The organism is Pseudomonas sp. GX19020, assembly GCF_023371075.1.
Taxonomy (GTDB): Bacteria; Pseudomonadota; Alphaproteobacteria; order Rhodobacterales; family Rhodobacteraceae; genus Pseudogemmobacter.
In genome coordinates, this window is sequence record NZ_JAMCCR010000007.1 from 34,936 (window position 1) to 59,932 (window position 24,997).

22 protein-coding genes and 1 pseudogene are annotated in these 24,997 nt (G+C 64.3%); 16 read left to right on the plus strand and 7 right to left on the minus strand.

Annotation, left to right across the window (positions count from 1 at the left end):
* Nucleotides 1–15: 15 nt before the first annotated feature.
* From M3484_RS12775 to M3484_RS12785, 3 genes are all read right to left on the minus strand, one after another.
* Entirely contained in the window at nt 16–2,181 is a 2,166-nt protein-coding gene (locus M3484_RS12775) for a TonB-dependent receptor (protein ID WP_249497164.1), read from the minus strand.
* A 255-nt stretch (nt 2,182–2,436) separates the two neighbouring features.
* Nucleotides 2,437–3,408, minus strand: coding sequence for a FecR family protein (locus tag M3484_RS12780; RefSeq protein WP_249497165.1), 972 nt, complete (start codon nt 3,406–3,408; stop codon nt 2,437–2,439).
* Nucleotides 3,405–3,947 carry an RNA polymerase sigma factor gene (locus M3484_RS12785; protein ID WP_249497166.1) on the minus strand — a complete coding sequence of 181 codons (543 nt, stop codon included), beginning with the start codon at nt 3,945–3,947 and terminating at the stop codon, nt 3,405–3,407. Before M3484_RS12785 ends, M3484_RS12780 begins: the two co-directional genes overlap by 4 nt.
* A gap of 266 nt (nt 3,948–4,213) precedes the next feature.
* On the opposite strand from M3484_RS12785, the gene M3484_RS12790 reads away from it, so the two are divergent.
* The 9 genes from M3484_RS12790 to M3484_RS12830 all read left to right on the plus strand — a co-directional run bounded on the left by M3484_RS12790 (nt 4,214) and on the right by M3484_RS12830 (nt 13,287).
* A complete protein-coding gene (locus tag M3484_RS12790; RefSeq protein ID WP_249497167.1) occupies nt 4,214–6,292 on the plus strand; it encodes a TonB-dependent receptor domain-containing protein in 2,079 nt (692 codons plus the stop codon).
* A gap of 66 nt (nt 6,293–6,358) precedes the next feature.
* Complete coding sequence (locus M3484_RS12795) at nt 6,359–7,720, plus strand: Vgb family protein (protein WP_249497168.1); 1,362 nt, start codon at nt 6,359–6,361, stop codon at nt 7,718–7,720.
* Nucleotides 7,721–7,793: 73 nt separating this feature from the next.
* Entirely contained in the window at nt 7,794–8,126 is a 333-nt protein-coding gene (locus M3484_RS12800) for a DUF3649 domain-containing protein (protein WP_249497169.1), read from the plus strand.
* Nucleotides 8,123–9,715, plus strand: a complete 1,593-nt coding sequence (locus M3484_RS12805) for a PepSY-associated TM helix domain-containing protein (RefSeq protein ID WP_249497170.1) — start codon at nt 8,123–8,125, stop codon at nt 9,713–9,715. The genes M3484_RS12800 and M3484_RS12805 overlap by 4 nt, the downstream gene beginning before the upstream one ends.
* 2 nt (nt 9,716–9,717) lie before the next feature.
* A complete protein-coding gene (locus M3484_RS12810; protein ID WP_249497171.1) occupies nt 9,718–10,056 on the plus strand; it encodes a DUF3325 domain-containing protein in 339 nt (112 codons plus the stop codon).
* A gap of 100 nt (nt 10,057–10,156) precedes the next feature.
* Nucleotides 10,157–10,549 (plus strand): helix-turn-helix transcriptional regulator, encoded by a 393-nt coding sequence (locus M3484_RS12815; protein ID WP_249497172.1) that lies wholly within the window; start codon nt 10,157–10,159, stop codon nt 10,547–10,549.
* On the plus strand, nt 10,539–11,861 hold the full coding sequence (locus M3484_RS12820; protein WP_249497173.1) for a type II toxin-antitoxin system HipA family toxin: 1,323 nt from the start codon (nt 10,539–10,541) through the stop codon (nt 11,859–11,861). The genes M3484_RS12815 and M3484_RS12820 overlap by 11 nt, the downstream gene beginning before the upstream one ends.
* A 90-nt stretch (nt 11,862–11,951) precedes the next feature.
* A complete protein-coding gene (locus M3484_RS12825; protein WP_249497174.1) occupies nt 11,952–12,395 on the plus strand; it encodes an Rrf2 family transcriptional regulator in 444 nt (147 codons plus the stop codon).
* Between the two features lie 4 nt (nt 12,396–12,399).
* Nucleotides 12,400–13,287 carry an NAD(P)/FAD-dependent oxidoreductase gene (locus tag M3484_RS12830; protein ID WP_249497175.1) on the plus strand — a complete coding sequence of 296 codons (888 nt, stop codon included), beginning with the start codon at nt 12,400–12,402 and terminating at the stop codon, nt 13,285–13,287.
* Between the two features lie 26 nt (nt 13,288–13,313).
* On the opposite strand, the gene M3484_RS12835 is transcribed toward M3484_RS12830, so the two are convergent.
* Nucleotides 13,314–14,684, minus strand: a complete 1,371-nt coding sequence (locus M3484_RS12835; RefSeq protein WP_249497176.1) for an NtaA/DmoA family FMN-dependent monooxygenase — start codon at nt 14,682–14,684, stop codon at nt 13,314–13,316.
* A gap of 327 nt (nt 14,685–15,011) precedes the next feature.
* Nucleotides 15,012–16,208, minus strand: coding sequence for an MFS transporter (locus M3484_RS12840; protein WP_249497177.1), 1,197 nt, complete (start codon nt 16,206–16,208; stop codon nt 15,012–15,014).
* A 100-nt stretch (nt 16,209–16,308) separates the two neighbouring features.
* On the opposite strand from M3484_RS12840, the gene M3484_RS12845 reads away from it, so the two are divergent.
* Entirely contained in the window at nt 16,309–17,295 is a 987-nt protein-coding gene (locus M3484_RS12845; RefSeq protein WP_249497178.1) for an AraC family transcriptional regulator, read from the plus strand.
* Nucleotides 17,296–17,303: 8 nt separating this feature from the next.
* Here M3484_RS12845 and M3484_RS12850 read toward each other — a convergent pair whose 3' ends face one another.
* Nucleotides 17,304–18,413: a helix-turn-helix transcriptional regulator gene (locus M3484_RS12850; protein ID WP_249497179.1), complete on the minus strand. Its 1,110-nt coding sequence runs from the start codon at nt 18,411–18,413 to the stop codon at nt 17,304–17,306.
* A 171-nt stretch (nt 18,414–18,584) separates the two neighbouring features.
* Between M3484_RS12850 and M3484_RS12855 the strand changes: the two genes are divergently transcribed.
* The 4 genes from M3484_RS12855 (at nt 18,585) to M3484_RS12870 (ending at nt 22,702) form a co-directional block, all read left to right on the plus strand.
* A complete protein-coding gene (locus tag M3484_RS12855) occupies nt 18,585–19,049 on the plus strand; it encodes a hypothetical protein (RefSeq protein ID WP_249497180.1) in 465 nt (154 codons plus the stop codon).
* Between the two features lies 1 nt (nt 19,050).
* The gene (locus tag M3484_RS12860; protein ID WP_249497181.1) at nt 19,051–19,614 is read left to right on the plus strand and encodes a hypothetical protein; all 564 of its coding nucleotides are present in this window, start codon (nt 19,051–19,053) and stop codon (nt 19,612–19,614) included.
* 10 nt (nt 19,615–19,624) lie between these two features.
* The gene (locus M3484_RS12865; protein ID WP_249497182.1) at nt 19,625–21,595 is read left to right on the plus strand and encodes a hypothetical protein; all 1,971 of its coding nucleotides are present in this window, start codon (nt 19,625–19,627) and stop codon (nt 21,593–21,595) included.
* Nucleotides 21,596–21,991: 396 nt separating this feature from the next.
* On the plus strand, nt 21,992–22,702 hold the full coding sequence (locus M3484_RS12870; RefSeq protein WP_092904796.1) for a metallophosphoesterase: 711 nt from the start codon (nt 21,992–21,994) through the stop codon (nt 22,700–22,702).
* A gap of 136 nt (nt 22,703–22,838) precedes the next feature.
* Here M3484_RS12870 and M3484_RS12875 read toward each other — a convergent pair.
* Nucleotides 22,839–23,137: pseudogene (locus M3484_RS12875) on the minus strand (IS5/IS1182 family transposase); the annotation flags it as partial.
* A 138-nt stretch (nt 23,138–23,275) separates the two neighbouring features.
* Between M3484_RS12875 and M3484_RS12880 the strand changes: the two are divergent.
* Together M3484_RS12880 and M3484_RS12885 are read left to right on the plus strand one after the other, a co-directional pair.
* Nucleotides 23,276–23,746 carry a MarR family winged helix-turn-helix transcriptional regulator gene (locus M3484_RS12880; protein ID WP_249497183.1) on the plus strand — a complete coding sequence of 157 codons (471 nt, stop codon included), beginning with the start codon at nt 23,276–23,278 and terminating at the stop codon, nt 23,744–23,746.
* A gap of 368 nt (nt 23,747–24,114) precedes the next feature.
* Nucleotides 24,115–24,948, plus strand: a complete 834-nt coding sequence (locus M3484_RS12885) for a hormone-sensitive lipase (protein WP_249497184.1) — start codon at nt 24,115–24,117, stop codon at nt 24,946–24,948.
* Nucleotides 24,949–24,997 lie beyond the last annotated feature (49 nt).

Genomic DNA, 24,997 nt, shown 5'->3' on the forward strand with positions numbered 1-24,997 from the left:
CAGGCCTGTCCGGGCTCAGAACCGGGTGGTCAGGCCAAGATGGAGCCGGCGACCTTCGGGCAGAACATCGCCCTCATGCCGGTCGTTCAGGTTATAGACCGCCAGCACGCCGCTGACCCGGTCACTGAGATCAAAGCTCAGGCCCAGATCGACAATCACATGCGCAGGGATCGGCGGCTGCCGTCCCGAAGCGGGCGCGCGGCTGCGGGCGCGGGCCTGACCCCAGAGGTTCAGCCGATCTGCCACCTGCCAGTCGAGCGAGAGATTCAGCATATGCAGCGGCAGGTTGTGAAAGCGTTGCCCGACATTGCGGCCCCGGGTTACGCGCGACTCCGAATACGTATAGCTCGCGGCGATATTCCAGTCGCCCAGGGGCAGATCCAGCGCCAGCTCAGCCCCGCTGAGCCGCGCGCTGTCATCGTTGATATATTGCGTCACGGCAACATATGGCGTTCCGTCCAGCAGGCAGCCCGGCGCCTGGCCGGTCGGCGTGCGGCACAGATCGGCCCGGGCGATCCGGTCGTAAAAACGGCTGTGCCAGAGCGTCGCGCCCAGGTGCAGCCCTTCGGGCCCGGTCCAGATCAGGTCAAGCTCGACATTGGTGCTGCGTTCCGGCCGCAACGAGGAATTGCCCCGGTCGCGCGATCGTCCATCGCCGCCCGAGGGCTCGGCCACACCATCATCGGCCTGTTTCAGCGCAGGCACCTTATAGCCGCTGCCAATGCCGCCTTTCAGCACCAGATCCGGTGTCATATACCAGATGAAAGAGGCGCGCGGCGTCAGCGCGAAGCCGTATTTCTGGTTCTGATCGGCACGCAGGCCAAGGGTCAGCGTCACGTCTTCGCCCAAAGGCAGCGCGCCTTCCAGAAAGACCGAATGATGCCAGCGATGCAGGCGCGGATTCGCCAGATCGGGCAGCCGGTCCGGGTCGTGCCTTGTCCGCTCCCGGCGGTATTCATAGCCCAGGGTGAGGTTGCGCCGCCCCTCGCCCAGCGTGGTGCGGGTGTTGAAGACCAGCGCATCATGGCCGCTTTCATTGACCGATCTGAAATCGGTTGCTTCCCATTGCAGAAAGCTGGTGGTCTCGCAATTTTCGCCCCAGTTGATGCGATGTGACAGCGCCGCGATGCGGTCGGTCACCCTTGTATCGGCAAGGCTGCGCGCGGACAGGGGGCTGCGGCTGAAATCGACGCGACTTTCCTGCAGGCTCAGCTCAAGGCTCTGATCCGCCACAGGGATCCAGCGCAGCCGAAGGCCCGATATGCTGCGCCGCGCCGCGCCGAGGCCCTGGCTCTGATAGCCCGCGCTGATCCGGTCATCTTCCTGCCGGGCCGTGAGCGATGTGAACAGCGCAAGCCCCAGCCGCCCCGGAACCAGCGGCCCGCCCAGCCAGACCCGCGCCTCCTGGCTGTTCCCCGAGGCCGGATCACGGGCCTTGCCAAAGCCCAGCATGGCCTCGCCGCCCCAGATCCCGGGAATGTCGCGCGAGATCACATTGATCACGCCGCCCGCTGCTGCCGACCCGTGAAGCGCCGATAACGGGCCACGGATCACCTCGATCCGGTCCAGCGCCAAAAGGGGCGGCAGGAACCCGATCCGCGTGTTCAGCCCATGGCCGTTATAGCTGGCCTCTTCCGAGGCGCTGAGCGGGCGGCCATCGATCATCAGAAGCACATAGCTTTGCCCCATGCCCCGCAGGGAAATCGCCGGCAGCCCTTCGCGCCCCGGGCCGGGCACATAAAGGCCCGGAACGCTGCGCAGCGCATCAGCGAGGCTCGCCATCGGGCGGCCCGAAAGCCCCTCTGCCGGGATCACGGTCACCGAGGCGGGCGCATCGATCAGATGCTGCGGCTGGCCGCTTGCTGTCAGGACGATGGTCCCGAGATTCTCGGCCGGTGATACCGGTGCCGCCGCAGGCAGCGTGACGACAAGGCTGCCATCCGAGGTGAACCTGTACACCGCGCCGCTGCCCGACAGCACCTGATCCAGCGCCGCCTGCAACCCTGTAATGCCCCGGACCGCCGGAGCATTCAGCCCGGCGCTGTCGCCTTTGATCAGAACCGAAATGCCCGCGCTTTCGCCGATGCGGGTCAGCGCCCGCGCCAGCGGCAGTGCGGGCTGATCAAAGGTCGCGACCGGCTCGGCCGGTGATGGGGTCGGGGTAAGGGATGTAAGGCACATGGCCAGCGCCGCCGCGCACAAAACACTGCCGCGCGCGGCCCGGCAGTGGGGCGGCGACGCGGGGCAATATGGTCTGGCGCGGCTGGCTCGCATCCTGTCCTTTCTCTGGCCGTGCCCGGCACGGGCCTTTGCCTCTGATCTTCACGCATGAGGCCATGCCCCACTGAACCCGCGCCCTGGCGGATTTGCGGCAATATCGCTGGCAGAGGGAGGGCTGGCAGGCGATGTCGCTGGCCCCGGCGGCTGGCGAGAGGGTCACATCAACAGATTGCCACCCGGCAGGGCGAAGATGCGAAAGCCCATCGCCTCTGAAAGCGCCTGCAATTCGGCGCCGGTATCGGAGAGGCTGATACTGCCCGAGATCTTGCGATCGGCCAGTGCCGCATCCCCGAAAAGGATCGCGCCGGCACCATGGCGGGCCAGCACCCCGGCGACTTCGCGCAGGGTCACATCGTAAAAGATATAGCGCCCGTCGCGCCAGGCCAGCGCCTCGGGCGCATCACTGCCGGCAAGCTGCGGTGGCGCACCAGGGCGCAGGCGCACTTGCTGGCCGGGGGTCAGATATATCTCGGCGAGGCCGGGCGTCGTGATCGCGATACTGCCCTCTTCCAGCGAAATCTCAACGCAATTGCCGCAATCACGAACCCCGAATTGCGTGCCAAGCGCACGGATTTCGGTCTCGCCCAGCCGCACGGTAAAGGGGCGGCCGTCTTTTTCAACATCGAACCAGGCGGCACCGGTCAGCAGCGTCACCCGGCGGCTGTCGCTGTCAGCGGTGAAATCCAGCGCCGAACCACCGTCAAGCAGCGTGCGGCTGCCATCCTGCAGCGCGAAATCGCGGATCTCGCCCGCAACACTGACGTGATCCGCTACCAGCCGCAGCCGCAGATCCGGGCGCACCTGGTTCAGCCAGAATGCGCCCACCAGCGAGGCCGCCAGCGCGATCCCGGCGCCGGCCCGCCAGAGCCGCTGCCCGACAGGCCGCAGTGGGATGACCGCAACCGGCGCCTCTGCCGTGGGTTCCGCACCCACCAGACCGGCAATCTGCCAGGCCTGTTGCGCTTTGGCAAAAGCTGCGGCGTTGCGGCTGTCGGCCGCAAGCCAGGCGCGGAAAGCCCTGTCCTGCTCCAGTGCCGGATGCGCGGTCACTGCGACCAGCCATCCGGCGGCCTCATCACGGATCTGATCCTGGGAAACGGGGCTTTGCGCCAAAAGAACCGGCCTCATTCGCTGCGCTGTTGGGCGGGGCTGTCTGCGGGGGGATCTTCAAGCGCGCGGGCGCAGCGCGCCACCGCCTTCGCCATATGTTTTGCCACATTGCGCTCCGACATGCCACAGCGGCTTGCGATTTCCTGGAAGGTCAGGCCCTCGGCCCGGTTCATCAGGAACAGCCGGCGCGTCGTTTCCGGCAGATCGCGGATCGCGCGTTTTACCGCCTCCTGCGACTGGCGCGCAGCGATTTCCGCGAAAGCCGGATCGGCGGGTGCGGTTTCGGGCAGCGCACTGCTGGTATGGCTGTCGCGCACCTTTTCACGCCGCAGATGGTCGATGGCCGCATTCCTCGCGGAACGGCTGAGAAAGGCCGAAGGATTGCCGGAAAACGCACCTGTCACCCCGCGTGTCCGTTCCCAGACCCTGAGGAACACCTCATGGACCAGGTCGCGCGCAATCGCGGGATTACCCGTTCGCCGCGCAATCTGCCGCTCAAGACGGGCGCTCTCCTCGCTGTAGAGGCGGCCGATTTCGTCGGACTCGGTGGAAGACATCAGGGGCGCCAGAGGATCCGGGACAGGGATGAAAGATCTGGCATAGAGGGGCGCGATGGCCCGCATCCGGCTGGAGCCAGACCCTATTTCGCGCCCCGGGCCCTGTCCACCGGCTGCGACGGTTCCGGCGGGCCCGGGCGGGTCGCTGTTGCATATTGGCGCCATTTTCCCCGCCCCGTCGCCGGTTTTGCAAAGGCGCGGAAAAAACCGACAAAAAAACTTTGCACGTCGGTTCAGTGACCGCCTCTCTGCTGCGTGAACCCTTCATGAAACCGAATTTTGCTCTGGGCCCGACCTGGCCCGGCTGGGGGGATGGGATGAGAAACAACCACAAAATCAGGGCCGGGCTGTTATCGGGCCTGCCGGTCTGGGCCTTTGCGCTGGCCATGATCGTGCCGCAGACGGCTGTGATGGCCCAGACCCCGGAGACCGGCAAAGAGGAAGAAGCGCAGAACCTTGGCACCATTGTTCTGACCGCAACCGGCCAGGCTCAGGCCCTGCCTGACGCGCCTGCGACGGTCACAGTGATCACCGGTGAAGAGATCGCCTCACGGCCCTATGCCTCGATCGCCGATGTGCTGCGCCGGGTGCCGGGCGTGGTTGTGTCCTCGCCGTCGGCGCGCTCCGGTGCCGAGACCATCTCGATCCGGGGGCTTGGCGAAAGCTATGTGCTGACACTGGTCGATGGCCGCCCCATCGGCAATTCGCAGGAGGCGACCTATAACGGCTTCGGCTCCGGCCTCGCGATGTCTTACCTGCCGCCGCCTTCCGCCATCGAACGGATCGAGGTGATCCGCGGCCCGATGTCATCGCTTTATGGCACCGCAGCATCGGGTGGTGTGATCAATGTCATCACCAAGCCGGTTGCCGATGTCTGGTCGGGATCGCTGATGCTGGGGAATTCCACCTGGCAGGACAATAATGCCGGTTCTGCGCATGAGGGGCGGTTCTATCTGAGCGGTCCGCTGATCGAGGGGCGCCTTGGCCTTGCGGTCTATGGCTCGATCCATGACCGCTCGAAGCCGGCGCTGCAGGTTGCGGGCACCGGCGCGCGCCCTTCGCAGGATACCGAACGCAAATCCATCGGGGCCAAGCTGACCTGGATGCTCGACGACAATCAGGGCCTGGATTTCGAGGTTGCGTCCGGCACCTCGGACACCGTGAACCTGACCCCCGGCGGCACCCCCGGCGGCGTGAAGGTCGAGCGGATGAACTACGCGCTTGGTCACAAGATCACCTGGGGCGAGGGCTATGAAACCAACAGCTTCGTCACCTATGAAGATGTCGATTTCAGGAACGGCACCAATATCTCGGGCTATGAGCTCTGGAACCTGAATTCGAAAACCAATGTCAGTTTCGGGCGCCATGACCTGACACTGGGCTTTGACTACCGCGACGAGACCACCCGCCATTCGCCGAACCGCGTCAGCGTCAATCCGGTGATGACGCGCTGGAACTGGGCGGTGTTCGGTGAAGACAATTTTCACCTGACCGATGATGTGACGGTGACCTTTGGCCTGCGCTATGACGAGAACGAGCGCTATGGCTCGCATGTCACGCCGCGCCTCTATGCGGTCTGGCATGCCTCTGACGCGCTGACGATCAAGGGGGGTGTCTCGGGCGGCTATAAGACGCCGTCGCTGAAACAGGCCGACAGCAATATCTTTGAACCCTCGGGCGGCGATGGCCGGGCGCGCGACCAGGGCAATACCAATCTGAAACCCGAAGAGAGCACCAATTTCGAGATCGGCGCGATCTGGGAATCGGAGGGTGGCGTGCAGATCGGCCTTACCGCCTATCACACCCGCTTCAAGGACCGCATCACGACCGAGCGGATCTGTATGAACCCCGTCGATCCGGTCAATTACCCCGGCCTGCCCACCAATTGCGGCATGAACACCCCCACCGATCCGATCAAATGGATCAACCAATATGTGAACCGCGACGCGGCAGAGCTGAATGGGGTCGAGGCGACCGTCGACTGGGTGTTGGGCGATGTCGGCTTCAACCTGAACTACACCTATGCCGACAGCAAGGTGACCAAAGGGGCGCGCACCGGCACAAGGTTCAACAACAGCCCGCTGCATGTCGCCAATCTCGGCGTCGACTGGCAGGCGAATGAGGCGCTGTCGCTCTGGGGCAATGCGCAATATCGCAGCGCTTCCTTTGACACCGGCAACAGCAGGATCAAGGAACATGCGATCTTTGATCTCGGGCTCGATTACGAGTTCAACGAGAACGTCAAAGGGTCGGTCGCGGTCTATAATATCGGCGACAAGACCTTCGGCTCCACCAATTACAATGATGGCCGCCGCTTCTTTGTCGGGCTGACCACCACCTTCTGAGCCAATCCGATCCCCGCCCTTGTCACGGGGGCCGGGCGCTTTCTCACCGATCTTCCAGGAGCCGTCATGACCCGCCTTTCCCGCCCTGTTCTCGCGCTCGTCCTTCTGATGGGCAGCAGCTCGCTTGTCGCCGCCGATGCGGTGTTTGACACGCCCGCGCCCTTTACAGGCCAGATTTCCTTCTCGGGGCCGAACCGCAGCCCCGCCTATGCCGGCGGCGCGGTCGAGGTCTCGGGCGAAGGCTTCGCCCCTGGCCAGATCGTCACCCTGAGCCGGGGCGGCGATCTGATTTCGCCCGAGGGCCTCAGTGCCGATCAGGAGGGCAAATTCGCCTTCCCGCTGACCTTGCCGGCGGATGCGGTGACCGGCCAGCACCCGATTGTGGTCGAGGCCGAAGGCCCCGACAGCGCTGCCGTGGTCGATCTGAAAATCTCGCCCGAGATCCCGCTTTCGGGTGGTGAGAAATACACCGGCATCAGCGTGAAAACCGCGCCGGGCGTCTATCAGGTCGCCCATAGCGCCAAAAATGGCACCGTTTTTACCGCATCTGCCACCGGGCGCGGCGACAAGGGCACCTCTTCCATCGTCAAATTCGACGCGACCACGCTGGAAAAACTGGCCGAGGCCTCGCCCTATTTCGACAAGGAAAACGGGCTTTACGGCGCCTTTGGCATCGCGGTGGATGACGAGAATGGCACCGTCTGGGTGACGAATACCCGTACCTCTTCGGTCGCGATCTATAAGCAGGATGACCTCTCGCTGGTTAAGCAGTTCGAACCGGGTTCGGTCGAAAAGCCCCGCGATGTGGTGATCGACCAGGCGCGCGGCCGGGCCTGGATCTCGACCCACCGCACGCGGATCGAGGAATTCGATCTGAAGACGCTGGAAAAACTGGAAGGATTAGAGGTGCAATCGGCCGAGCGTGGCGGCCAGTTCGGCACCATGAGCCTCGTTCTCGACGCAGATAAAGGCCAGCTTTACACCGTGTCACTGCGCACGCCGGAAGTGGCCCGGATCGACCTCGCCAGCCGCGAGACCACGATCATCGCGCTGCCCGGGGCGAAGACCGCGTCGGGCGTTGATATCGACCCGGCGACCGGGCGGATCTTCATCGCCTCGCAAGGCAGCGATGACGTGATCGCGCTGGAGGCCGACGGCAAGGTGCTCTTTGACACGCCGGTCGGCGCGCAGACGCTGAATGTGGTCTTTGATGCGGTTTCCGGCCAGCTCTATGTGGCGAACCGGGCCTCGGACACGATCACCGTTGTTGATGCGGCGACGGGGGCGATCACCGCAAATCTCGACGGCCATTCCTTCCCGAACCACCTCGCCATAACCCCCGAAGGCGTGGTCTTCGCGGTCAACAAGGCGCGTGGCCCCGAGGATACCAAAGGCGATCAGCTGACCCGGATTGCCCCCGCAGAGTAAGCGGTTCCCCCCATTGCGGCACACCGCTCCCGTGCCGCAGATCTCCCGCAGCTTTCCCGATCCGGATTCCGATATGCCAGCCCGCGCGCGCCAGACCGAAGCCGTAAGGCCGAAACCCGAAGATGAGGGATTGCGTTACCGCCTCGCAGTCACCTCGCGCAGCCTTGCGGCCCTGGCGGGGGGCTATTTGCTGGCGAACCTCTTTGTGTTGGCCTTCCGCGCGCAGGTACCGATGGAGCCGCGTGACGCAGGCCAGCTTGCGCTGATGCTGTCCTTTGTCGTCTTCGCCCTGGCCGCGATCTGGGCCTTTGCAACCCGTGACGCATGGCGCGCCTGGATCGGCATTCTGGTGCCGGTGGCGCTTTGTGCAGCCCTGTGGTGGTTCGCCCCGGGGGCCCGCGCATGAAAAACGGCTTCCGTCAGTCGATGGCCTGGCTGCACACCTGGACCGGGCTTTTGCTCGGCTGGCTCCTGTTCGCGATCTTCCTCACCGGCACCGTGGCCTATTTCCGCACGGAGGTGACCTGGTGGATGAAACCCGAACTGCACGCTTCGGTGGTCGCCGAAGACCCCGTTGGTCTCGCTGTGTCGCGGCTGAAGGAGCTGGCACCTGCGGCGGCGTCCTGGTCGATCACCCTGCCCGAAAGCCGCAGCCCGCTGCTCTCGGTCTCCTGGGCCAAGCCCGGCGAGGCCCCGGGCCGGCGCGGCGCGCCCGCCACTGTGCTTGATGCCACCACCGGCGAGACCCTCACCCCGCGCGAGACGGCGGGGGGCGAATTCCTCTACCGTTTCCATTTCGAATTGCACGGATTGCCGCGTGAGCTGGCGCGCTGGATCGTCGGCATCGCCACAATGGCAATGTTTATCGCGATCATCTCGGGCGTCATCACCCATAAGAAAATCTTCAAGGAATTCTTCACCTTCCGCCCCGGAAAGGGCCAGCGCTCCTGGCTCGACATGCATAATATGACCGCTGTTCTGGCGCTGCCTTATCATATCATGATCACCTTTTCCGGGCTGGTGCTGTTTGTCGCCACGCTGATGCCTTTTGTGATCGAACGCGGCCCTGCGCGTGGCCCCGCGCCTGCCGAGGAGGTCGCAGAAGCCCTGCCACCCGGCCCGCTGGCCCAGCTGACCGCGCTTGCACCACTAATGGCGCAGGCCGAAACCACCTGGAACGGCATGCCGGTCGGGCGGATCCAGATCGAAAAACTGGATACCGGCCGGCCCGAGATCCTTCTGATCCCGCTCCGCCAGTCGGTGGTGACGGTGCAGAGTGGCTCTGGCTCCAACGGGTCCGAGAGGATGCGGTTTGACGGATTGAACGGCACGCTGATCGAGGCGACCGGACGGCCCGGGGCCTCGGCGGTGGCCAATGTGAATATGGCGCTTGGTGCGCTGCACCGGGCGCGGTTTGCCGATACCGGGTTGCGATGGCTGTTTTTTGTCGCGGGTGTCGCGGGCACAGTGATGGTCGGATCGGGCCTGGTGCTCTGGGTGTCGAAACGGGCGTCGAAACATGCAAAATCCGGGGTGCAGCCTTTTGGCCTGCGGCTGGTTGACCGGCTGAATGTCGGCGCGATTGCCGGGCTGACAGTGGCGACTGCGGGCTATTTCTGGGCCAACCGGCTGATCCCGGCAGGGGCGAAGGACCGGGCAGATCTCGAGATTTATGCCTTCTTCGCGATCTGGGCGCTGGCGCTGATCCACCCTTTCCTGCGCGCGCCCGCGAAATCCTGGTGTGAACAGTTCGGCCTTGCGGCGGTGCTTTTGCTGACGCTGCCGATCCTGAACGCGCTGACCGGCCCGTCAGACCTGATCCGGGCGCTGTGGCAGGGCAATATGGTGCTGGTCTCAGTCGATCTGATGGCGCTTTTCAGCGGGTCCGCCTGCCTTTACGCAAGCTGGAAAGCGCGGCCCGGGCGGCAGAAACAACCTGCCAGACGCGCCCGCAAACCGGTGGCGCCCCCTGCCCCCCAGATCGCCGGAGAATGATCATGTATGCGTGGTCTGCCCTGATCCTGAGCTATGCCGGTTTCACCGCCCTTGCCCTTGCGATGCCGCGCCATCACGAGGAACTGCGCGGCGGGAAGCCGGGCGAGGCGGCAAAGCACCTCTTCCGCCTGGCCGGCATCGTTTTTCTTAGCCTGTCTTTTCTGGGCGCGATGCGGGCCTGGTCGAACCCGGCGATTGCAGTCTCGGCCTGGCTGGGGCTTCTGACCGTCTCGGCCTTCGCGCTGGCAATGGTGCTGACTTATGCAACCGGGAAGAACCGCCGCCTTCTGCCGTTTCTGCCGGCGCTGGTGATGCTTGGCGCTGGCCTTGCCAGGCTTTGATGTTCAGGATCCGTATTAATGACCATAATTATGGACGTAATACGCTTTTATGTTCAGTTTAATGATCACTCATTGACAAGGATCCGGCTGCAGCAGCATCATGTCCGGAATTATGGACACGATCTCGTCTTATGTCGGGAAAACCGGACAAGGCCCCGTCATGCCGCGCAGAAGAACCTATTCCCGCGTCACCCGCGAGGCGCTCCTGATGCTGGGTCGCCTGATCCGCATTGGCCGGGCTGAACGCGGGCTGACGGCACAGGATCTTGCCGATCGGGCCGGGATCAGCCGCACCACGCTTTCCAATATCGAAAAGGGCGCGCCCGGTCCCGAGATCGGTACGGTGTTCGAGGTCGCGGCGCTGGTCGGTGTCGCGCTGTTTGGCGAAGAGGAACGCGGCCTGAAGCTGCAAAATGCGCATCTGGGCGAAAAGCTGGCTTTGCTGCCGAAAGCGGTTCGCCGCAGCGTGAAGGAGGCTGATGATGACTTCTGACACGCCCTTCAGCGCCCCGACAAGCGCTTATGTCTGGGTCTGGCTGCCGGATGCGACAGAGCCGGTTGTGGCCGGGCGTCTCGACCGCGACGGCCAGCGGCTGAATTTCACCTATGGCGCAAGCTACCGGCGCCTGGCCGGGGCAATTGCACTTTACACCCCCGAACTGCCGCTGCGCGAGGGGCTGATCGAACCGGCACCCGGTCTGCAGATGGCCAGCGCGATCCGCGACGGCTCGCCGGATGCCTGGGGGCGCCGGGTGATCCTCAACCGGCTGACGGCCAGACGCCCGGATGCCCCGGATGTGCCGGAACTGAGCGAGCTGACCTTTCTTCTGCACTCGGGATCAGACCGGATCGGTGCGCTGGATTTTCAGGCTTCGGCAACGGAATATATTCCGCGGCTTGCCACCGAGGCCTCGCTCGGCGAACTGACAGAGGCCGCAGCCCTGATCGAACAGGGTATACCGCTGCCGCCGGCGCTGGATCAGGCGCTCAATCACGGCACTTCGATCGGGGGCGCGCGGCCCAAGGCGCTGATTGACGACGGCGATCGGAAATTCATCGCCAAGTTTTCCGCCAGCAATGACACCTACAGCGTGGTGAAGGCCGAGTTCATTGCCATGCGGCTGGCGCGGGCCTGTGGCCTGAATGTTGCCCCCGTGCAGCTGACCCGCGCCGCACATAAGGATGTGCTTCTGATCGAACGCTTTGACCGGCGGCACACGGGCCATGGCTGGACAAGGCAGGCGATGGTCTCGGCCCTGACCATGCTCGGGCTTGACGAGATGATGGCCCGCTATGCCTCTTACGAGGATCTGGCAGAGCTGATCCGCCACCGTTTTACCGATCCGAAGGCGACGCTGCACGAGCTTTACGCGCGGATCTGTTTCAATGTGCTTTGCGGCAATACCGATGATCATGCGAGGAACCACGCGGCCTTCTGGGACGGCAGGATGCTGAGCCTGACACCGGCCTATGACATCTGCCCCCAGGGCCGGACAGGCAGCGAGGCCAGTCAGGCGATGCTGATCAAGGGCACCGCGCGCACAAGCCGCCTGGCGACCTGCCTGACTGCCGCATCTGATTTCCATCTGAGCGAGGCGGCGGCACTGGCGGTGATGCAACACCAGATCGAAACGATTGCGACCCTGTGGCGGCCGATCTGCGAAGAGGCGGCGCTCAGCCCGGTTGACCGGCGCTTGTTCGCGGGTCGCCAGTTCCTCAATGCCTATGCGATCGAGGCGCTGACGGGCCACCCGGCGCTGCGTGACGCATTCGACCAGGCGCGCAGCAGCATCATGGCAGACTGAACGCATCTTAGCCCGCCCCCGGGCCGCGATGCGCGCGTGGTTTCGGCGGCCCTCTTGACACATATCCCAATTTGAAACATATGAAGTTACATGAAACGTGACAGCCGCCTTTCCTCGGTCCTGCATGCGCTCTTGCATATGGCAGAGCATGACGGGCCCATGACATCCGAGGCGCTCGGCCTCTGCCTTGGCACCAACCCGGTCGTGGTGCGCCGCACCATGGGGCTGCTGCGCGAAGCCGGGCTGGTGGCTGCCGCGCGCGGCCATGCCGGGGGCTGGCGGATCTCGGCCGATCTCAGGACAGTCAGCCTGCGCCAGCTGCATGAAGCCCTGGGGGAGCCCGCGATCTTCGCCATCGGCAATCGCAACGAGACGCCGGACTGCCTCGTTGAACAGGCAGTGAATGCGGCGCTGGACCACGCTTTCGAAGAGGCCGAGGCGCTGCTGCTGAAGCGTTTCGCCGCCGTTTCCCTCGCCGATCTGGCCGGGGATTTCGCCCGCCGTCATGCCGCAAGGCGGGCCGCTCAGGAGTAGAAAGATGCAGGATGTAATCGTAATCGGGGGCAGCTACGCCGGAATGGCAGCCGCCCTGCAACTGCTGCGCGCGCGCCGCAAAGTGACGGTGATCGACGCGGGCGAAAGGCGCAACCGCTTTGCCGGCCAGTCACACGGGTTTCTGGGCCAGGATGGGGTCGACCCGGCGCTGATCTGGTCACAGGCGCGCGACCAGCTGCTGGACTATCCGACCCTGACCTGGATCAGGGACGAGGCCTCAGGGGTCTCCGGCCAGCGTGACGGGTTCCAGGTTGACCTGGCGGCGGGAGATCCCGTCCGGGGCCGGCGTCTGCTGTTTGCCAGTGGTGTGAAAGATCAGCTCCCCGAGATCCCGGGACTTGCGGAACGCTGGGGCAAATCGGTGTTTCACTGCCCCTATTGCCATGGCTATGAGCTTGATCAGGGCCGGATCGGTGTCATCGCCACGGGGCCGATGTCTTTGCATCAGGCGCAATTGCTGCCGGAATGGGGCGCGGTCACCTTTCTGACCCACGGCCTCTGCGCGCCCGATGCGGCAGAGCGCGCGGATCTGGCGCGGCGCGGTGCAGAGATCGAGGCGACCCCGATTGCCCGCCTTTCCGGACATGCCGATCTTGAACTGACAGACGGCCGGGTGCTGCAATTTGCCGGGCTCTTCACCGCGACGCGCACCTCACCGGCCTGCCCTCTGGCCGAAGACTTTGGCTACGCGATGACCGAGACGCCTATGGGCCGCCAGATCCTCACCGGCGACAGCAAGGAGACCACGATTTCCGGTGTCTTTGCCTGCGGCGATACCGCCCGCGCGCCGCATTCGGTCTCGCTGGCGGTGGGCGATGGCGCCTGGGCCGGGGCGCAGATCCATCGCTCGCTGGTCTGGCCGGAAGGGTGAGATCCCGAGGCTGAGCCCCCGGCATCTCACGCTGGCAGCAGGGCAGGAACGCGATGCGCCGCAGCCGGATGGCCGGGGCCAAGCAGCGCGCCCCGGCCGGGAAACAGCTTTTCGCGCAAGGTGCCCGGCGCATAATCGGTCTGTGCCAGCCCGCGCTGGCGCAGAACCGGCATCACATGTTGCGCGAAATCGGCAAAGCTGCCCGGCAGGGTCTGATAGGCGATGTTCACCCCGTCAATCCCGGCGTCGCGCCACTCTGCCAGCCGGTCCGCGATGGTCTCGGGCGAGCCGATGATGCGGCCATTATAGCTCATCGCCGTGCTCAGATCACGCAGCCGCACCACCTTGCCGGGATTGGCCTCTTCAACAAAGGTGGTGAAGCCCTGCAACCCTTCGATCTTCAGCTCGCGCACCGGCTGATCAGGGTCCAGCCTTGCCAGATCCACGCCGAGGTCCCGCCCGACATGTGCCGAAAGCGCGTCGAAATTGACCCAGTCATCGGCTTCGCGCGCCTTGCGCTGCGCCTCTTCATCGGTCGAGCCGATCACGAAAGACAACCCCTGGAAGAACAGGATATCGCCGGGGGCACGGCCATTGGCAGGCAACTGGCTGTTGATATCGGCAATCGCACGCCGCGCGCCATCCGGCGTCAGGGCCACGATAAAAGTCGCCTCGGCATGGGCCGCGGCAAAGGCACGCCCGCTGGGCGATGACCCGGCCTGGACCAGAAACGGCGTCCGCTGCGGCGATGGGGTCGAACTATGCACGCCCCTGATACGGTAGCGCGGCCCCTGGTGATGAATGTCATGCACCAGCGCCGGATCGGCGAAACGACCCCCCGCCCGGTCTTTCAGCAGCGCACCCTCCTGCCAGGAGCCCTCCCAGAGCCTGTAGGTGGCCTCGACATAATCCTGCGCCCAGGCATAGCGATCATCATGCCGCGTAAGCCCGTCATGGCCGAACAGATCCGCCGAGGCCTTATTGGCCGAAGTGACGATATTCCAGCCGACGCGGCCTTTCGTGTAATGGTCCAGCGTCGAGACGCGGCGGGCGAATTCGACCGGATGCGCCTGGATGATCGACGAGGTGAACATCAGCCCCAGATGTTCGGTCGAAGCCGCCAGCGCGCCCACGAGGATTGACGGATCATTCGAGGGGAAATGGATACCCTGTTCGATATAAATGTCGCGGCTGTTGTTATAGACCGGGTCGACGCCCATCACATCGGCCAGAAACAACCCGTCAAACCGCGCCTCTTCCAGCAGCCGGGCGAGATTGGTCCAGACCTTCAGATCGTTGAAATCGACCTGACGGCTTTCGGGATGGCGCCAGTAGCCGTGATAGACATGCGACAAAGCATTCATGCAGAAGGCATTGAAAATCAGTCTCTTGGTCATCGTAAGGTCCGGGATTGAGGCGGGACAGGGGGGCTCAGGCGCGACATTTCGCAACCGGGCAGAGCCCCGGGGCTGGCCTCATTGCCAAGGGGAAAGACATCTTGCCTCGGCTGAAAATTGCGGGCGTGGGGGCGCTGCGGGTGGGGCCGCTTTGATGCGATGAGTATAGCTGCCGATGCGGGTATTTGATTTCAAATACAGGGTCAGTGCCGCAGTGCGGAAACCAAAGCCGGGCAGCCGCCCCGGCAGGCAGGGCTCTCATGCATCTGCCCGCGCGGCCCCTGTGCTGGACGGGTGCCGGAATCAGACCCCCGGCATCACGCATGTTCAGGCCGGCGCCGCAGCCGGGGCGCGCACGCCAAGCGCGATCAGCAGACCGGCGAGAACCAGAAGCACCCCGCCGAAAGCATAGACCCCGTTCGCCCCGGTCGTGTCGTAAATAACGCCGCCACTTGCCGCACCAAGCGCGATGGCGAACTGGATCGCGGCCACGATCAGGCCCCCGGCGCTTTCGGCATCATCCGGCGCGATCCGCGTGTTCCAGGTCGTCCAGGCCACCGGCACCCCGCCAAAGGCCATACCCCAGAGCGCGATCAGCGCAAGGCTCAGCAGCGATGCAGTATGAAGCCCCGACAGGATCAGCGCGCAGACACCCGCGATCAGCGGCATGGCAAAAAGCGTGAAGCTGACACTGCGTTTCAGGAGCGGCCCGGCCAGCAATGTGCCGATGAAATTCGCCACACCAAAGCCCAGCAGAAAGGTCGTGAGCCAGCCGACACTCGCGCCGAGGGCAGTTTCGATAAATGGCCGGATAAAGGTGAAAAGCGCGAACTGGCCGGTGAAGACCAGGGTGACGCAGACGATCCCCTGCCAGACGCCAGAGCGCAACAGAACGCGGAAGATGGTGCCGATGCTTGCGCTTCCGGTTGCGGCCATCATGGGCAGGGTCCGCCATTGCAGCAAAAGCCCGATGGCGCCGAACCCGGCCGACCAGAGGAACACTGCGCGCCAGCCGACCAGCGCGCCAAGCCAGCTGCCCAGTGGTGTCGACACAACCGTCGCCAGCGAGACGCCGGCAAAGATCAGCGACAGCGCTTTGGGCACATCCTCGCCCGGCACAAGCCGCATCGCGGTCGCGGCCGACATGGTCCAGAACCCGCCAATGGCCACACCAAGCAAAAGCCGCCCGGCCAGCAGGGTCGGGAAATTGAGCGCGGTCGCCACCAGAAGGTTCGACACGACCAGCAGGACCGAAAAGCTCAGCAGCACATGCCGCCGGTCGATCCCCCGCGTCAGTGTGGCAATCAAAAGCCCGGTGAAGAGCGCGACCACCGCAGTCGCCGTCACGCCCTGGCCGGCCATGCCCTCGCTGATCTGCAGGTCCTCTGCCATCGGTGTGAGCAGGCTCATCGGCAGGAATTCGGCGGTGATCAGGCCAAAGACACCGACGCTCAGCGCATAGACGGCGCTCCAGCGCGGGGTGATCCGGTCGGGGCCGGCGGGGAGGGAGAGCGATCCGTGCATCTGTCAGAACTTTCGAAGGTCATTCGGGACTGGTGGTCTATCCTTCCTGTTGCGGACGATCTATGATGGCATGTCCGCAATTTTTGATCAGGCGTCCGCCATGCTCGACCGATCTCCCAATGCCACGCTGCCGATAGGCGGCGCCAGTACCCCCGACATGATGAGCGAGCTGTTGATGGGCATGCGGCTTAATGGCATCAGCTATCGCCGGATGCAGCTGTCGGCCCCCTTTGGCATCGGATTCGGCGGCGCGCCCGGCAAGGCGCAGCTGCATTTCGTGGCCAGGGGCGAGGCCTGGCTGGTGATCGACGGCACGCCGCGCCGCATTGGCTGTGGGGATGCGGTTTTCCTGCCGCGCGGTACCGGACATGCGCTGGTCTCACAGCCGGGTGCGCCGCTGCGCGACCTCGCCGATTTTGCCAGCGCGCCGATCTGTGACGCGGTGGATGAGATCAAAAGCTGTGATCAGGCGGCCTGTCGCAGCCAGGATGTGATCCTGTTCAGCGGCTGTATGGATCTCGACCTTGGCACCATGCTGCCACTGATCGGCATGATGCCCGAGGTGATGCAGCTGAGCCAGCTTGCCGACCGCCAGCCCGAAATCCTTCCGGTGCTGGAGGCGATGGAGCGTGAGGCCCGCACCCGGCGCGCGGGTTTTGCCGGCATCCTTGCGCGGCTGGCGGATGTGGTCGCGGCCTCGATCATCCGGGGCTGGGTCGAAAGCGGCTGTGGCAGCGCCTCAGGCTGGGTCGAGGCTTTGCGCGATCCGAAACTTGGCCGGGTGCTGCTGGCTTTGCACCAGGATCCGGGCCGGGCCTGGACGGTCGCCACGATGGCCCATGAGATGGGCGCCTCGCGCTCGGTCTTTGCCGAACGGTTCCTTGCAGTGACCGGCCTGACGCCGATCCGCTATATCACAGATCTGCGGATGCGGCTGGCCGGGCAATGGATCGCACAGGGCGGGATCGGGATCGAAGAGGCGGCGCATCGTCTGGGCTACAGTTCACAGGCCGCCTTCAGCCGCGCCTTCAAACGCGCAACGGGGCAGCCGCCTGGCCTTGCCCGCCTTGCGGTGAAACAGGCCTGACCCAGGGATCAGCCCGGACCAATCCGCAGCGCGAGCGCCGCGACCTCGCTTTGCCGATGGGTGCCGGTTTTCCCGAGGATCGCCTTCAGGTGAAACCGCACCGTCTCGCGCGAGACCTGCAACAGGCCCGCGATCCGGTCGAGGTCGTGGCCATGCCCGATCAGCGCCATGACCTGCGCCTCGCGCGGGGTCAGATCGAACACCGCGCGCAAAGCCGCGGCCGAGGTCTGCGGGGTGGTGGAAAGATCCACCAGCGTCAGGAGCGCACCTTCCACGCCAAAGGCCCCGATCATCGCCCCGTGATAGGGCGAGGCGCGCAGAACCAGCGGCGCAATGCCCTCATCGCCGGGCAGCATCAGGGGGCCAGGGCTGTGACCAAGGGACAGGCGCGACTGCGTGGCGGCTTCGATCATGCCGGCCAGCGCCGACTGACGGCCGGGGTCACTGGCCACCAGGCGCCCCGCACTGACCCGGATCGCGCTATGCGACAGACGATCGAAACAACTGTTGGAAAACAGCACTTTCCCCCAGCCATTCACGATCAGCGCCGGCGTGCCCGCCCGGTCTAGGCCCTGTAAAATGCCGCCAGCCTGGACATGGGCCACCTTGCGTGCGAGTTCGGCCGCATTGCGCAGATGCGGCAGGAGCTGCGCGAGTTTTGCCAGGTCATGATCGTCAAACAGGCCCTGCGCCTCGGTCCGCTGCAACGAGAGCGCGACATAATTACGGGTCCGGTCTATAGCCAGGGACGCCGCACAGAACCAGGGCACTCCGGCGGAACGGGCAAACCCGTCATAATAGCGGCTTCGGGCAATCTCTGCCCTGGAAAATAAAAGCTGATCGGTCACCACCTCATGCGCGCTGACATAGCGCTGTGCGGCGATGGTGCGGGCATCGCACAGATGCCAGTTCTCCTCGAAGAACTGCTGCAGCACCGGCTCCATCCCCTTTGAATGCGGCAGGGCCCCTTTCACAAAGGTCGCGGCGGGCAGAATGGCGCCGCGCGCATTGAAGGCAAGGGTGATCAGATCCAGCGCTTCTGTCCAAAGGTCCGAATTCAGCGCCGCCGCATAGAAACGGGCCACAACCTCGGGCAGCTCGGCAACGGCACTGGTCATCAAGGTCTCCCGACCTGGAAATCCGCAGCGGCACGATCCCGGAGAGATTTACGGTGACTAACTCGCAGGGCGGGCAGGTTGCGGGTCTGGAATTTCATCATCCTACCCGAACGGGGGAGGATTTCCACAACAGCCTGTCGCTAGCTGGTGCCGGGGAAAATGGAGGGTCTGATGGTGTTTTTTACTCCTGTCGGGGGGCGGGTTGCGGCCCTTGCGCTGAGCGCGGCGCTGGCTCTGCCGGTCATGATCCCAGGCGCGGCACGGGCCGAAGCCCAGCGGCTGAGCAGCGGGCCGGATGGCGAGGTCATCTTCGTCACGCCATCGGGGAATATCGGCTGCATCTATATCCCGGCGGGCGGCACCTCTGTCTATGAAAGTGCCGATGGTCAGGCCGAGCTGCAATGCGACCGGGTCGCGCCGGGCTATGTCACAGTGATCCTTGGCGCGACAGCGAAGGCAATGCGGATCAATGAGCCGGGCGAACAGGGCTGTTGTTCCCTCGATCAGCCGCTGCAATACGGCAACAGCTGGTCGGAGGGGCCATTTACCTGCCTGTCGTCAAAAACCGGGCTGACCTGCAGTTCGCAGGCCGGGCACGGCTTCTTCATCAGCAAGGCAAAGATCGAGGTGCATTGATATGAAACGCATCTCTCCGGCTCTGCTGTGCCTCGTGCTGGCCGTCTTTCCGCAGGCAGGCTTTGCGCAGTCACAGATATTCGAGCTGCCCCGGATCAATGGCGCCCTGCTCGACTGGTGCTACAATTGGGGTGCCGATTGCGGCAAACCCGCCGCCGACCGCTTTTGCGTCATGAACGATTACGCCGAAGCCGTGGATTTCGGCGAGAAGCCGGGGCCCCTTGGCGAGCCGACAATGCTGATCAGCGATGGCCGGATATGCGAGGCCAATGATTGCGGGACTTTTGAATATATCGCCTGTGAAGGCAGTCTCGCGCCCGGTCCCACCGGCAGCACCCGGTTTGAAGCACCCGCCTTCAGCGGGATCAGGCTCGACTGGTGTTACGCATTCGCGGCGCAATGCGGCGCGCCATCGGCGGATCGGTTCTGCTCCTCGCAGGGCTTTGCCAGGGCCTCGGCCTGGCAGATCGAAGAGAATATCGGCCATACCATCACGCTCGCGACCGGCAAGGAATGTGACGCCGGGAGATGCGACGGTTTCACCTATATCGACTGCACGAAGTGAGGAGGCCGGAATGAACCGCCAGATCTGGACGCTGGCCGGAGTGGTGCTGCTGCTGGCGGCGGGAGGCGGTGGCCTGTGGCATTACGGGGCCCGGACCGCGCCGCAACCTGCCTCTTTGCCTGCGGATCAACCCGATCCCCTGCCCGGGACAGACTGGAATGACCCGCTGAACTGGCCGCTGACCGTGCCGGTTGGCCCGGATGGCAACGCCCTCCCCCCTCGCGCGGACCTTGGCCTGCGCAAGGCGCCGCCGGTGCAAAGCCGGACCTCGGCGCTTTTGAAACTGGCCCGGGGCCAGCGCAGCGGCACGGATCAGCTGATCCTGGCGCGTGGGCCCAGCCCGAATCCCGGCCCGGTCAGACTGGAGCCGATCGGCCCGGGGACGCATACTATGTCGCCCCCGGGTGGTGGCACGGGAAGCGGCACGAATTACGGCGCCTCACCGGGGGGCGGCAAGGGCTGGGAGAGCGGCTTCCGCGGCTCTGTCAGCCATGGCGACGGCTCTTATGATTACTGGGACGACAGCGGCCACTGGCATGGCGATGCCCCGCGCGAAGATGGGTCACGCGACGGCTGGTATCGCGACAATGACGGCAATATCGACCGGTTCTTCGATATGGGCGATGGCTGGATGTCGCATTACGACCCGAATGGCGACATCGAACTGGCCGGGCCGGACGGCTCGCGCGAAATCGAACATGCCGATGGTTCGCACGAATATATCGACCCGGAGGGCAATCGCAGGATCGATCTGGACCCGGAAGAGAACTGGCACGGCACCAATGGCCCGGCCGGACCCGATGGCGCCGGAAACGGCGGCAAAGGCAGCGCCAGCGGCATTGGAGAGCCACATTTTCTGACCTTTGACGGCACCGGCTTTTCCACCCAGGCCGTGGGCGAATTCGTGCTGGCCACCGGCATCGCGGGCCAGGAGTTGCAGGCCAGGATCCGCCCCTGGAAGGACAGTCGTTCCGTGAGCGCGATCACTGGTTTTGCGATCCGCGCCGGGGGTGTGGTGATCCAGGTTCTGGCAGATGGCAGCCTGCGCATCGATGGTGCCCTGGTCGGGCCGGGCGAGACACTGCGCTACGACCTGCCGGATGGCGGCGCGCTTGGCCTCTGGCGCGAAGGCGATGAGATGAAACATGTGGTGCTGATCTGGCCCGATCTCTCCACGCTCTGGGTCGACCGTCACGCGGGGTATCTGGATTTTTCGGTGCAATGGCGGCAGGCCGATACGACGCGGCGCGGGCTTTTGGGGCTGGATGATGGCGACGCGACAAATGATCTGACCGGCCGTGACGGCACCGTGGCCAGGGCCGGTGATGCCGTGCAGCTTGCGGGCTTTGTCAATGGCTGGCGGGTGAGCGATGAGGAATCGCTGTTCTCCTATGCGGATGACGAGGGAACGGCAGATTTCACCGACCTCGGTTTCCCCTATGAGGCGCCGGCCCGGATGGCTGCCGACCTCGCGCAAACTCTCTGCGGGAGTGTCAGCCATCCCTTCCTGCAGGAGGCCTGCCTCTTCGATGTCGCCGTCACCGGCGAAGAAAGCTTTGCCCGATCCGCGATCGCTGCAGAGACCCGGCTGACGACGCTTGCGCCAAAAGACGCGCCATTTGCATCCGCGGACGGGCTATGCAAGACAGAGGGCGACGACATCACCACCGCCACCACGCCCGCAGGGGGCACCATCGAGGTGACCACGACCGCCGCCGCCCCGCGCCTCTACCGCATTGAAACAAATGGCGGAATTACGGTGATGACACAGGCAGGCATCTCCTGGTCAGGCGCCTATGCCGAGGGTCTGCCGGGCTATTGCCTCTTTGATGCGACCGGCGCGACGATCATCCCGCTCACCCATTCCGGCAGCGATTCCTCATTCTCGCGCAATGACCAGGGCGATATCCCGGCAGGCATCTACTACCTGAAAGTGGTCGGCACAGGCGAGACGCGGCTGAGCGTGGTGACCGGCCCGTGAAATCCTTGCTGAAAGACCGAAAGGCCGAAGCCATGCGCCTGATATCTCCGCATTTCGCCGCTGCCCTTCTTCTGCCGGTCCTGTTCGCAGCGCATGTGAAAACCGACAGGCCGTGCTCGGCCCCATACCAGGATTTTCACACATATCCTGCATAACCACGGTATTTCTGGAGATGCAGAAGCTTTCGTCGTTTTTCAAGAAAGCCGTAATCCGCACTGGCCTCAGGCAAAGGTCATCAGGCGGGTGTGACCGCAACAGATCGTCTTTGGACTGGATTTCCGGGGCCCGACCATGGCATCTGGGGCGAAGATCCTGGATGTAAATGCAATGGTCTTTTCCTTTCTGAGACGTGCCGCTACCCCTGCCCGCCGGCCGGCCTTGCGCGCGGATGAGCGTATGACCACCCGTCCAGGCCTGCCGCCGCCCTGCCCGGATGAACCGGTGTGCCTTCTGGGCGACCTGCATGGCCGCAGCGATCTCCTGAAGCGGTTTCTGACCCTGCGCGCCGCGCATTTCCCCAATGCCCGCATCATCTTTCTGGGAGATATGATCGACCGGGGCCCGGACAGCGCCGGGATACTGAGCCTTGTGCGCGAAGAGGTCGCGAAAGGCGCTGTGGCACTTTCGGGAAATCATGAGGCGATGTTTCTCGATTTTCTCGACCAGCCGGAAAAGGGCCTCTCCTGGCTGAAACATGGCGGGGTCGAGATGCTGGCCAGCTATGGGCTGGAACCCGACCGGCCCGATTCCCTTTGCGACCGCATCCGGGCCACACTGGGCGAAGACATGATTGCCTGGCTGCGGGCCCTGCCGCTTTCCTGGCAAAGCGGCACTCTGGCCGCGGCCCATGCCGGGATGGACCCGCAGCGCCCGGTCACCGATCAGGAGCCGCAGGTGCTGCAATGGGGGCACCGGGATTTCGGTCGCATCCTGCGGACCGACGGGATCTGGGTTGCGCATGGACATACGGTGATGGACCGTGCCTTTGCCCATGCCGGCCGGATCGCACTGGATACCGGCGCCTATGCGACCGGCCGGCTGAGTTTCGCGGTGATCGACCCTGACCTGCCCGAAACCGAACGGCTGATGATCGCCGTCACCCCGTAAACCGGCGGACCCTGACCGGCGGTTGCCGGCGCGCCAGCCGGGCCGCGATTTCGCTTCGCGGTCCGTCGGCTGATACAGGGCCCCCAATCGTCGGGAAAATGATCCCCGGATCGTTTTCTGATCCTCCTCATATCCCGACGCGGCTTCGGCGCTGTTCTGCGCCCCACCTTCGCCAGAGCGCACGACCGGGGTATTTCAATGCCCGCCGTGTTCGTTTCCTGCGACCACGCCAGCGGTGACTGTCCTCCACGGCTTGGCGTTCTTGCGGGAAGAAATGACAGCCCGGGCGCTGCGGTCAGCATTGGCATCGCAGCATTTGCGGCTGTCGCAGGTGACGCCGCCGATCTGCTCATGCGCCAGGATCTGTCTGAGCAGACCTGGTAACACCGGCGCATCGCCGATGTGGCTGCCTGTGATCTCCACAGCCCGAACCTCCCGAAATCCCGCATCGTCTCTCGGCCCAGTGGCCAGCGGCTTCACCTGCAAGGAACCGATCCCAGCCACGCCATGCGTTCCGATTGGTTTGCCTGGCCGAAAAATTTGAGACATAAAGGATCACAGCTGGATGTGAGAATGAGCATGGCCGATCCCGTCGAAGACCGTGAACTCGCCCGACAGAGGTTGCGCCTGTGGGTCTCGATGCTGAAATCGGTCCGCAGCATCGAGACCGAATTGCGAGGTCGTCTGCGCAGCAGTTTTGACACCACATTGCCCCGTTTCGATGTGCTCGCGGCGCTGCATACCGCACCGCGGGGGCTGACGATGACGGATCTGTCGCAGCAACTTATGGTGTCGAATGGCAATGTCACAGGCATTGTGGACCGGCTGGTCGCGGATGGTATGGCGCTGCGGCAAAACGAAGAAACCGACCGCCGTGCCTTTCGCATTTCGCTGACCGAGGCAGGGCGCGCGAAAATGACGGAGATGCTGGAGGAGCATCACGGCTGGATCGACGAGTTTTTCGCGGGAATCTCAGAACATGACCTTGCCCGGGGCATCGCGATCATGATGGACCTGCGCCACAGCTGTGGCCGCGCGGTCTGAGATCGCGCCCGCGAAGCCCGGTCAGAACTGTCGCCTCTTCCCCGTATGCGGCAAGATCGCAAATATTTTACGCGCTTATATGATTTAAGCTTGAAGTAGTTCGGCTTCATTTCGCATGATAATCACAGGCTCATGATCGCGGAGACCGCCATGCCTGGCGCGACGGCTCATACTGACGGCCTTACCAGTGATGATTTGCTGACCGAACCCGGTATGCCGGTCCTCCTGCCAGGTGCTTCCATATATCCCGAACATCCCGATGCAGCGGTCGAACTGACTGGCCAGATGGTGGACAGGGGCACCGCGGACCGGATCCGGCGCCACTCGTTGACGCGCGTCTTTGAACCACCCCATTGAAAGGAGTACCGATGTGGTATCACATCTCTGACTGGAACGCAGTCTATGACAATGCGCCCAATATCCCGCGCGGCGCGGACTGGCCGGCGGCCTGGGTCGAGCCAGCTGCCACGTTTCGCACAGACCAGGCTGCGAAAGGCCTGCTGGAGGCGGGTCTGAGCTATGGCCCCGGCGCGCGGCAGATCTTTGACCTGTTCCACCCCGCCACCCAACCGAAGGGGCTTGTGGTCTTTGTGCATGGCGGCTTCTGGATGGGGCTCGACAAGAGCTATTGGTCGCATCTTGCCGCCGGGCCGCTGGCGCAGGGCTATGCGGTCGCAATCCCGAGCTACACTCTGGCGCCCGAAGCCAGGATCCACGCGATGACGCAGGAGATCGGCGCCGCGATCACGGCGGCGGCGGCGAAAATCGCGGGCCCGCTGCGGCTGGTGGGCCATTCGGCGGGCGGCCATCTGGTGACGCGGATGGTCTGCGAGGATACACCGCTGGCGCCGGAGCTGCGCGACAGGATCGCGGCGGTTCTGTCGATTTCGGGGCTGCATGACCTGCGCCCCATGCGCAATATCTGGCGCAATGCGACGCTTGCGATCGACGCGGCAGAAGCGGTCTCGGAAAGCCCGGCCTTGCAGGTGCCCCTGGCAGGAACGCGGCTGACGGCCTGGGCGGGCGCGATGGAGACTTCGGAATTCCTGCGGCAGAATGCGCTGATTGCGAATATCTGGGCCGGGCTCGGCGTGGCCACAAGGGCAGTGGTCGAGCCAAATCGCCACCATTTCAACGTGATCGACGGCCTGGCGCTGCCGGATCATCCACTGGTCGCGGCGCTGCTTGATCTGCCTGCCTGAGGACGCGGTATCAGAAAAGCCCGGCCTTGCGGCCGGGCTTTTGTCTTTC

Bases quoted from the DNA above. Each gene is read 5' to 3' on its own strand.
- M3484_RS12795 (WP_249497168.1), top strand. From the start codon at position 6,359: ATGACCCGCCTTTCCCGCCCTGTTCTCGCGCTCGTCCTTCTGATGGGC.
- M3484_RS12865 (WP_249497182.1), top strand. From the start codon at position 19,625: ATGAACCGCCAGATCTGGACGCTGGCCGGAGTGGTGCTGCTGCTGGCG.
- M3484_RS12775 (WP_249497164.1), bottom strand. From the start codon at position 2,181: ATGTGCCTTACATCCCTTACCCCGACCCCATCACCGGCCGAGCCGGTC.
- M3484_RS12785 (WP_249497166.1), bottom strand. From the start codon at position 3,947: ATGTCTTCCACCGAGTCCGACGAAATCGGCCGCCTCTACAGCGAGGAG.
- M3484_RS12810 (WP_249497171.1), top strand. From the start codon at position 9,718: ATGTATGCGTGGTCTGCCCTGATCCTGAGCTATGCCGGTTTCACCGCC.
- M3484_RS12830 (WP_249497175.1), top strand. From the start codon at position 12,400: ATGCAGGATGTAATCGTAATCGGGGGCAGCTACGCCGGAATGGCAGCC.
- M3484_RS12825 (WP_249497174.1), top strand. From the start codon at position 11,952: ATGAAACGTGACAGCCGCCTTTCCTCGGTCCTGCATGCGCTCTTGCAT.
- M3484_RS12860 (WP_249497181.1), top strand. From the start codon at position 19,051: ATGAAACGCATCTCTCCGGCTCTGCTGTGCCTCGTGCTGGCCGTCTTT.
- M3484_RS12880 (WP_249497183.1), top strand. From the start codon at position 23,276: ATGAGCATGGCCGATCCCGTCGAAGACCGTGAACTCGCCCGACAGAGG.
- M3484_RS12885 (WP_249497184.1), top strand. From the start codon at position 24,115: ATGTGGTATCACATCTCTGACTGGAACGCAGTCTATGACAATGCGCCC.
- M3484_RS12840 (WP_249497177.1), bottom strand. From the start codon at position 16,208: ATGCACGGATCGCTCTCCCTCCCCGCCGGCCCCGACCGGATCACCCCG.
- M3484_RS12780 (WP_249497165.1), bottom strand. From the start codon at position 3,408: ATGAGGCCGGTTCTTTTGGCGCAAAGCCCCGTTTCCCAGGATCAGATC.
- M3484_RS12805 (WP_249497170.1), top strand. From the start codon at position 8,123: ATGAAAAACGGCTTCCGTCAGTCGATGGCCTGGCTGCACACCTGGACC.
- M3484_RS12790 (WP_249497167.1), top strand. From the start codon at position 4,214: ATGAAACCGAATTTTGCTCTGGGCCCGACCTGGCCCGGCTGGGGGGAT.
- M3484_RS12800 (WP_249497169.1), top strand. From the start codon at position 7,794: ATGCCAGCCCGCGCGCGCCAGACCGAAGCCGTAAGGCCGAAACCCGAA.
- M3484_RS12855 (WP_249497180.1), top strand. From the start codon at position 18,585: ATGGTGTTTTTTACTCCTGTCGGGGGGCGGGTTGCGGCCCTTGCGCTG.
- M3484_RS12870 (WP_092904796.1), top strand. From the start codon at position 21,992: ATGACCACCCGTCCAGGCCTGCCGCCGCCCTGCCCGGATGAACCGGTG.
- M3484_RS12820 (WP_249497173.1), top strand. From the start codon at position 10,539: ATGACTTCTGACACGCCCTTCAGCGCCCCGACAAGCGCTTATGTCTGG.
- M3484_RS12845 (WP_249497178.1), top strand. From the start codon at position 16,309: ATGCTCGACCGATCTCCCAATGCCACGCTGCCGATAGGCGGCGCCAGT.
- M3484_RS12835 (WP_249497176.1), bottom strand. From the start codon at position 14,684: ATGACCAAGAGACTGATTTTCAATGCCTTCTGCATGAATGCTTTGTCG.
- M3484_RS12850 (WP_249497179.1), bottom strand. From the start codon at position 18,413: ATGACCAGTGCCGTTGCCGAGCTGCCCGAGGTTGTGGCCCGTTTCTAT.
- M3484_RS12815 (WP_249497172.1), top strand. From the start codon at position 10,157: ATGTCCGGAATTATGGACACGATCTCGTCTTATGTCGGGAAAACCGGA.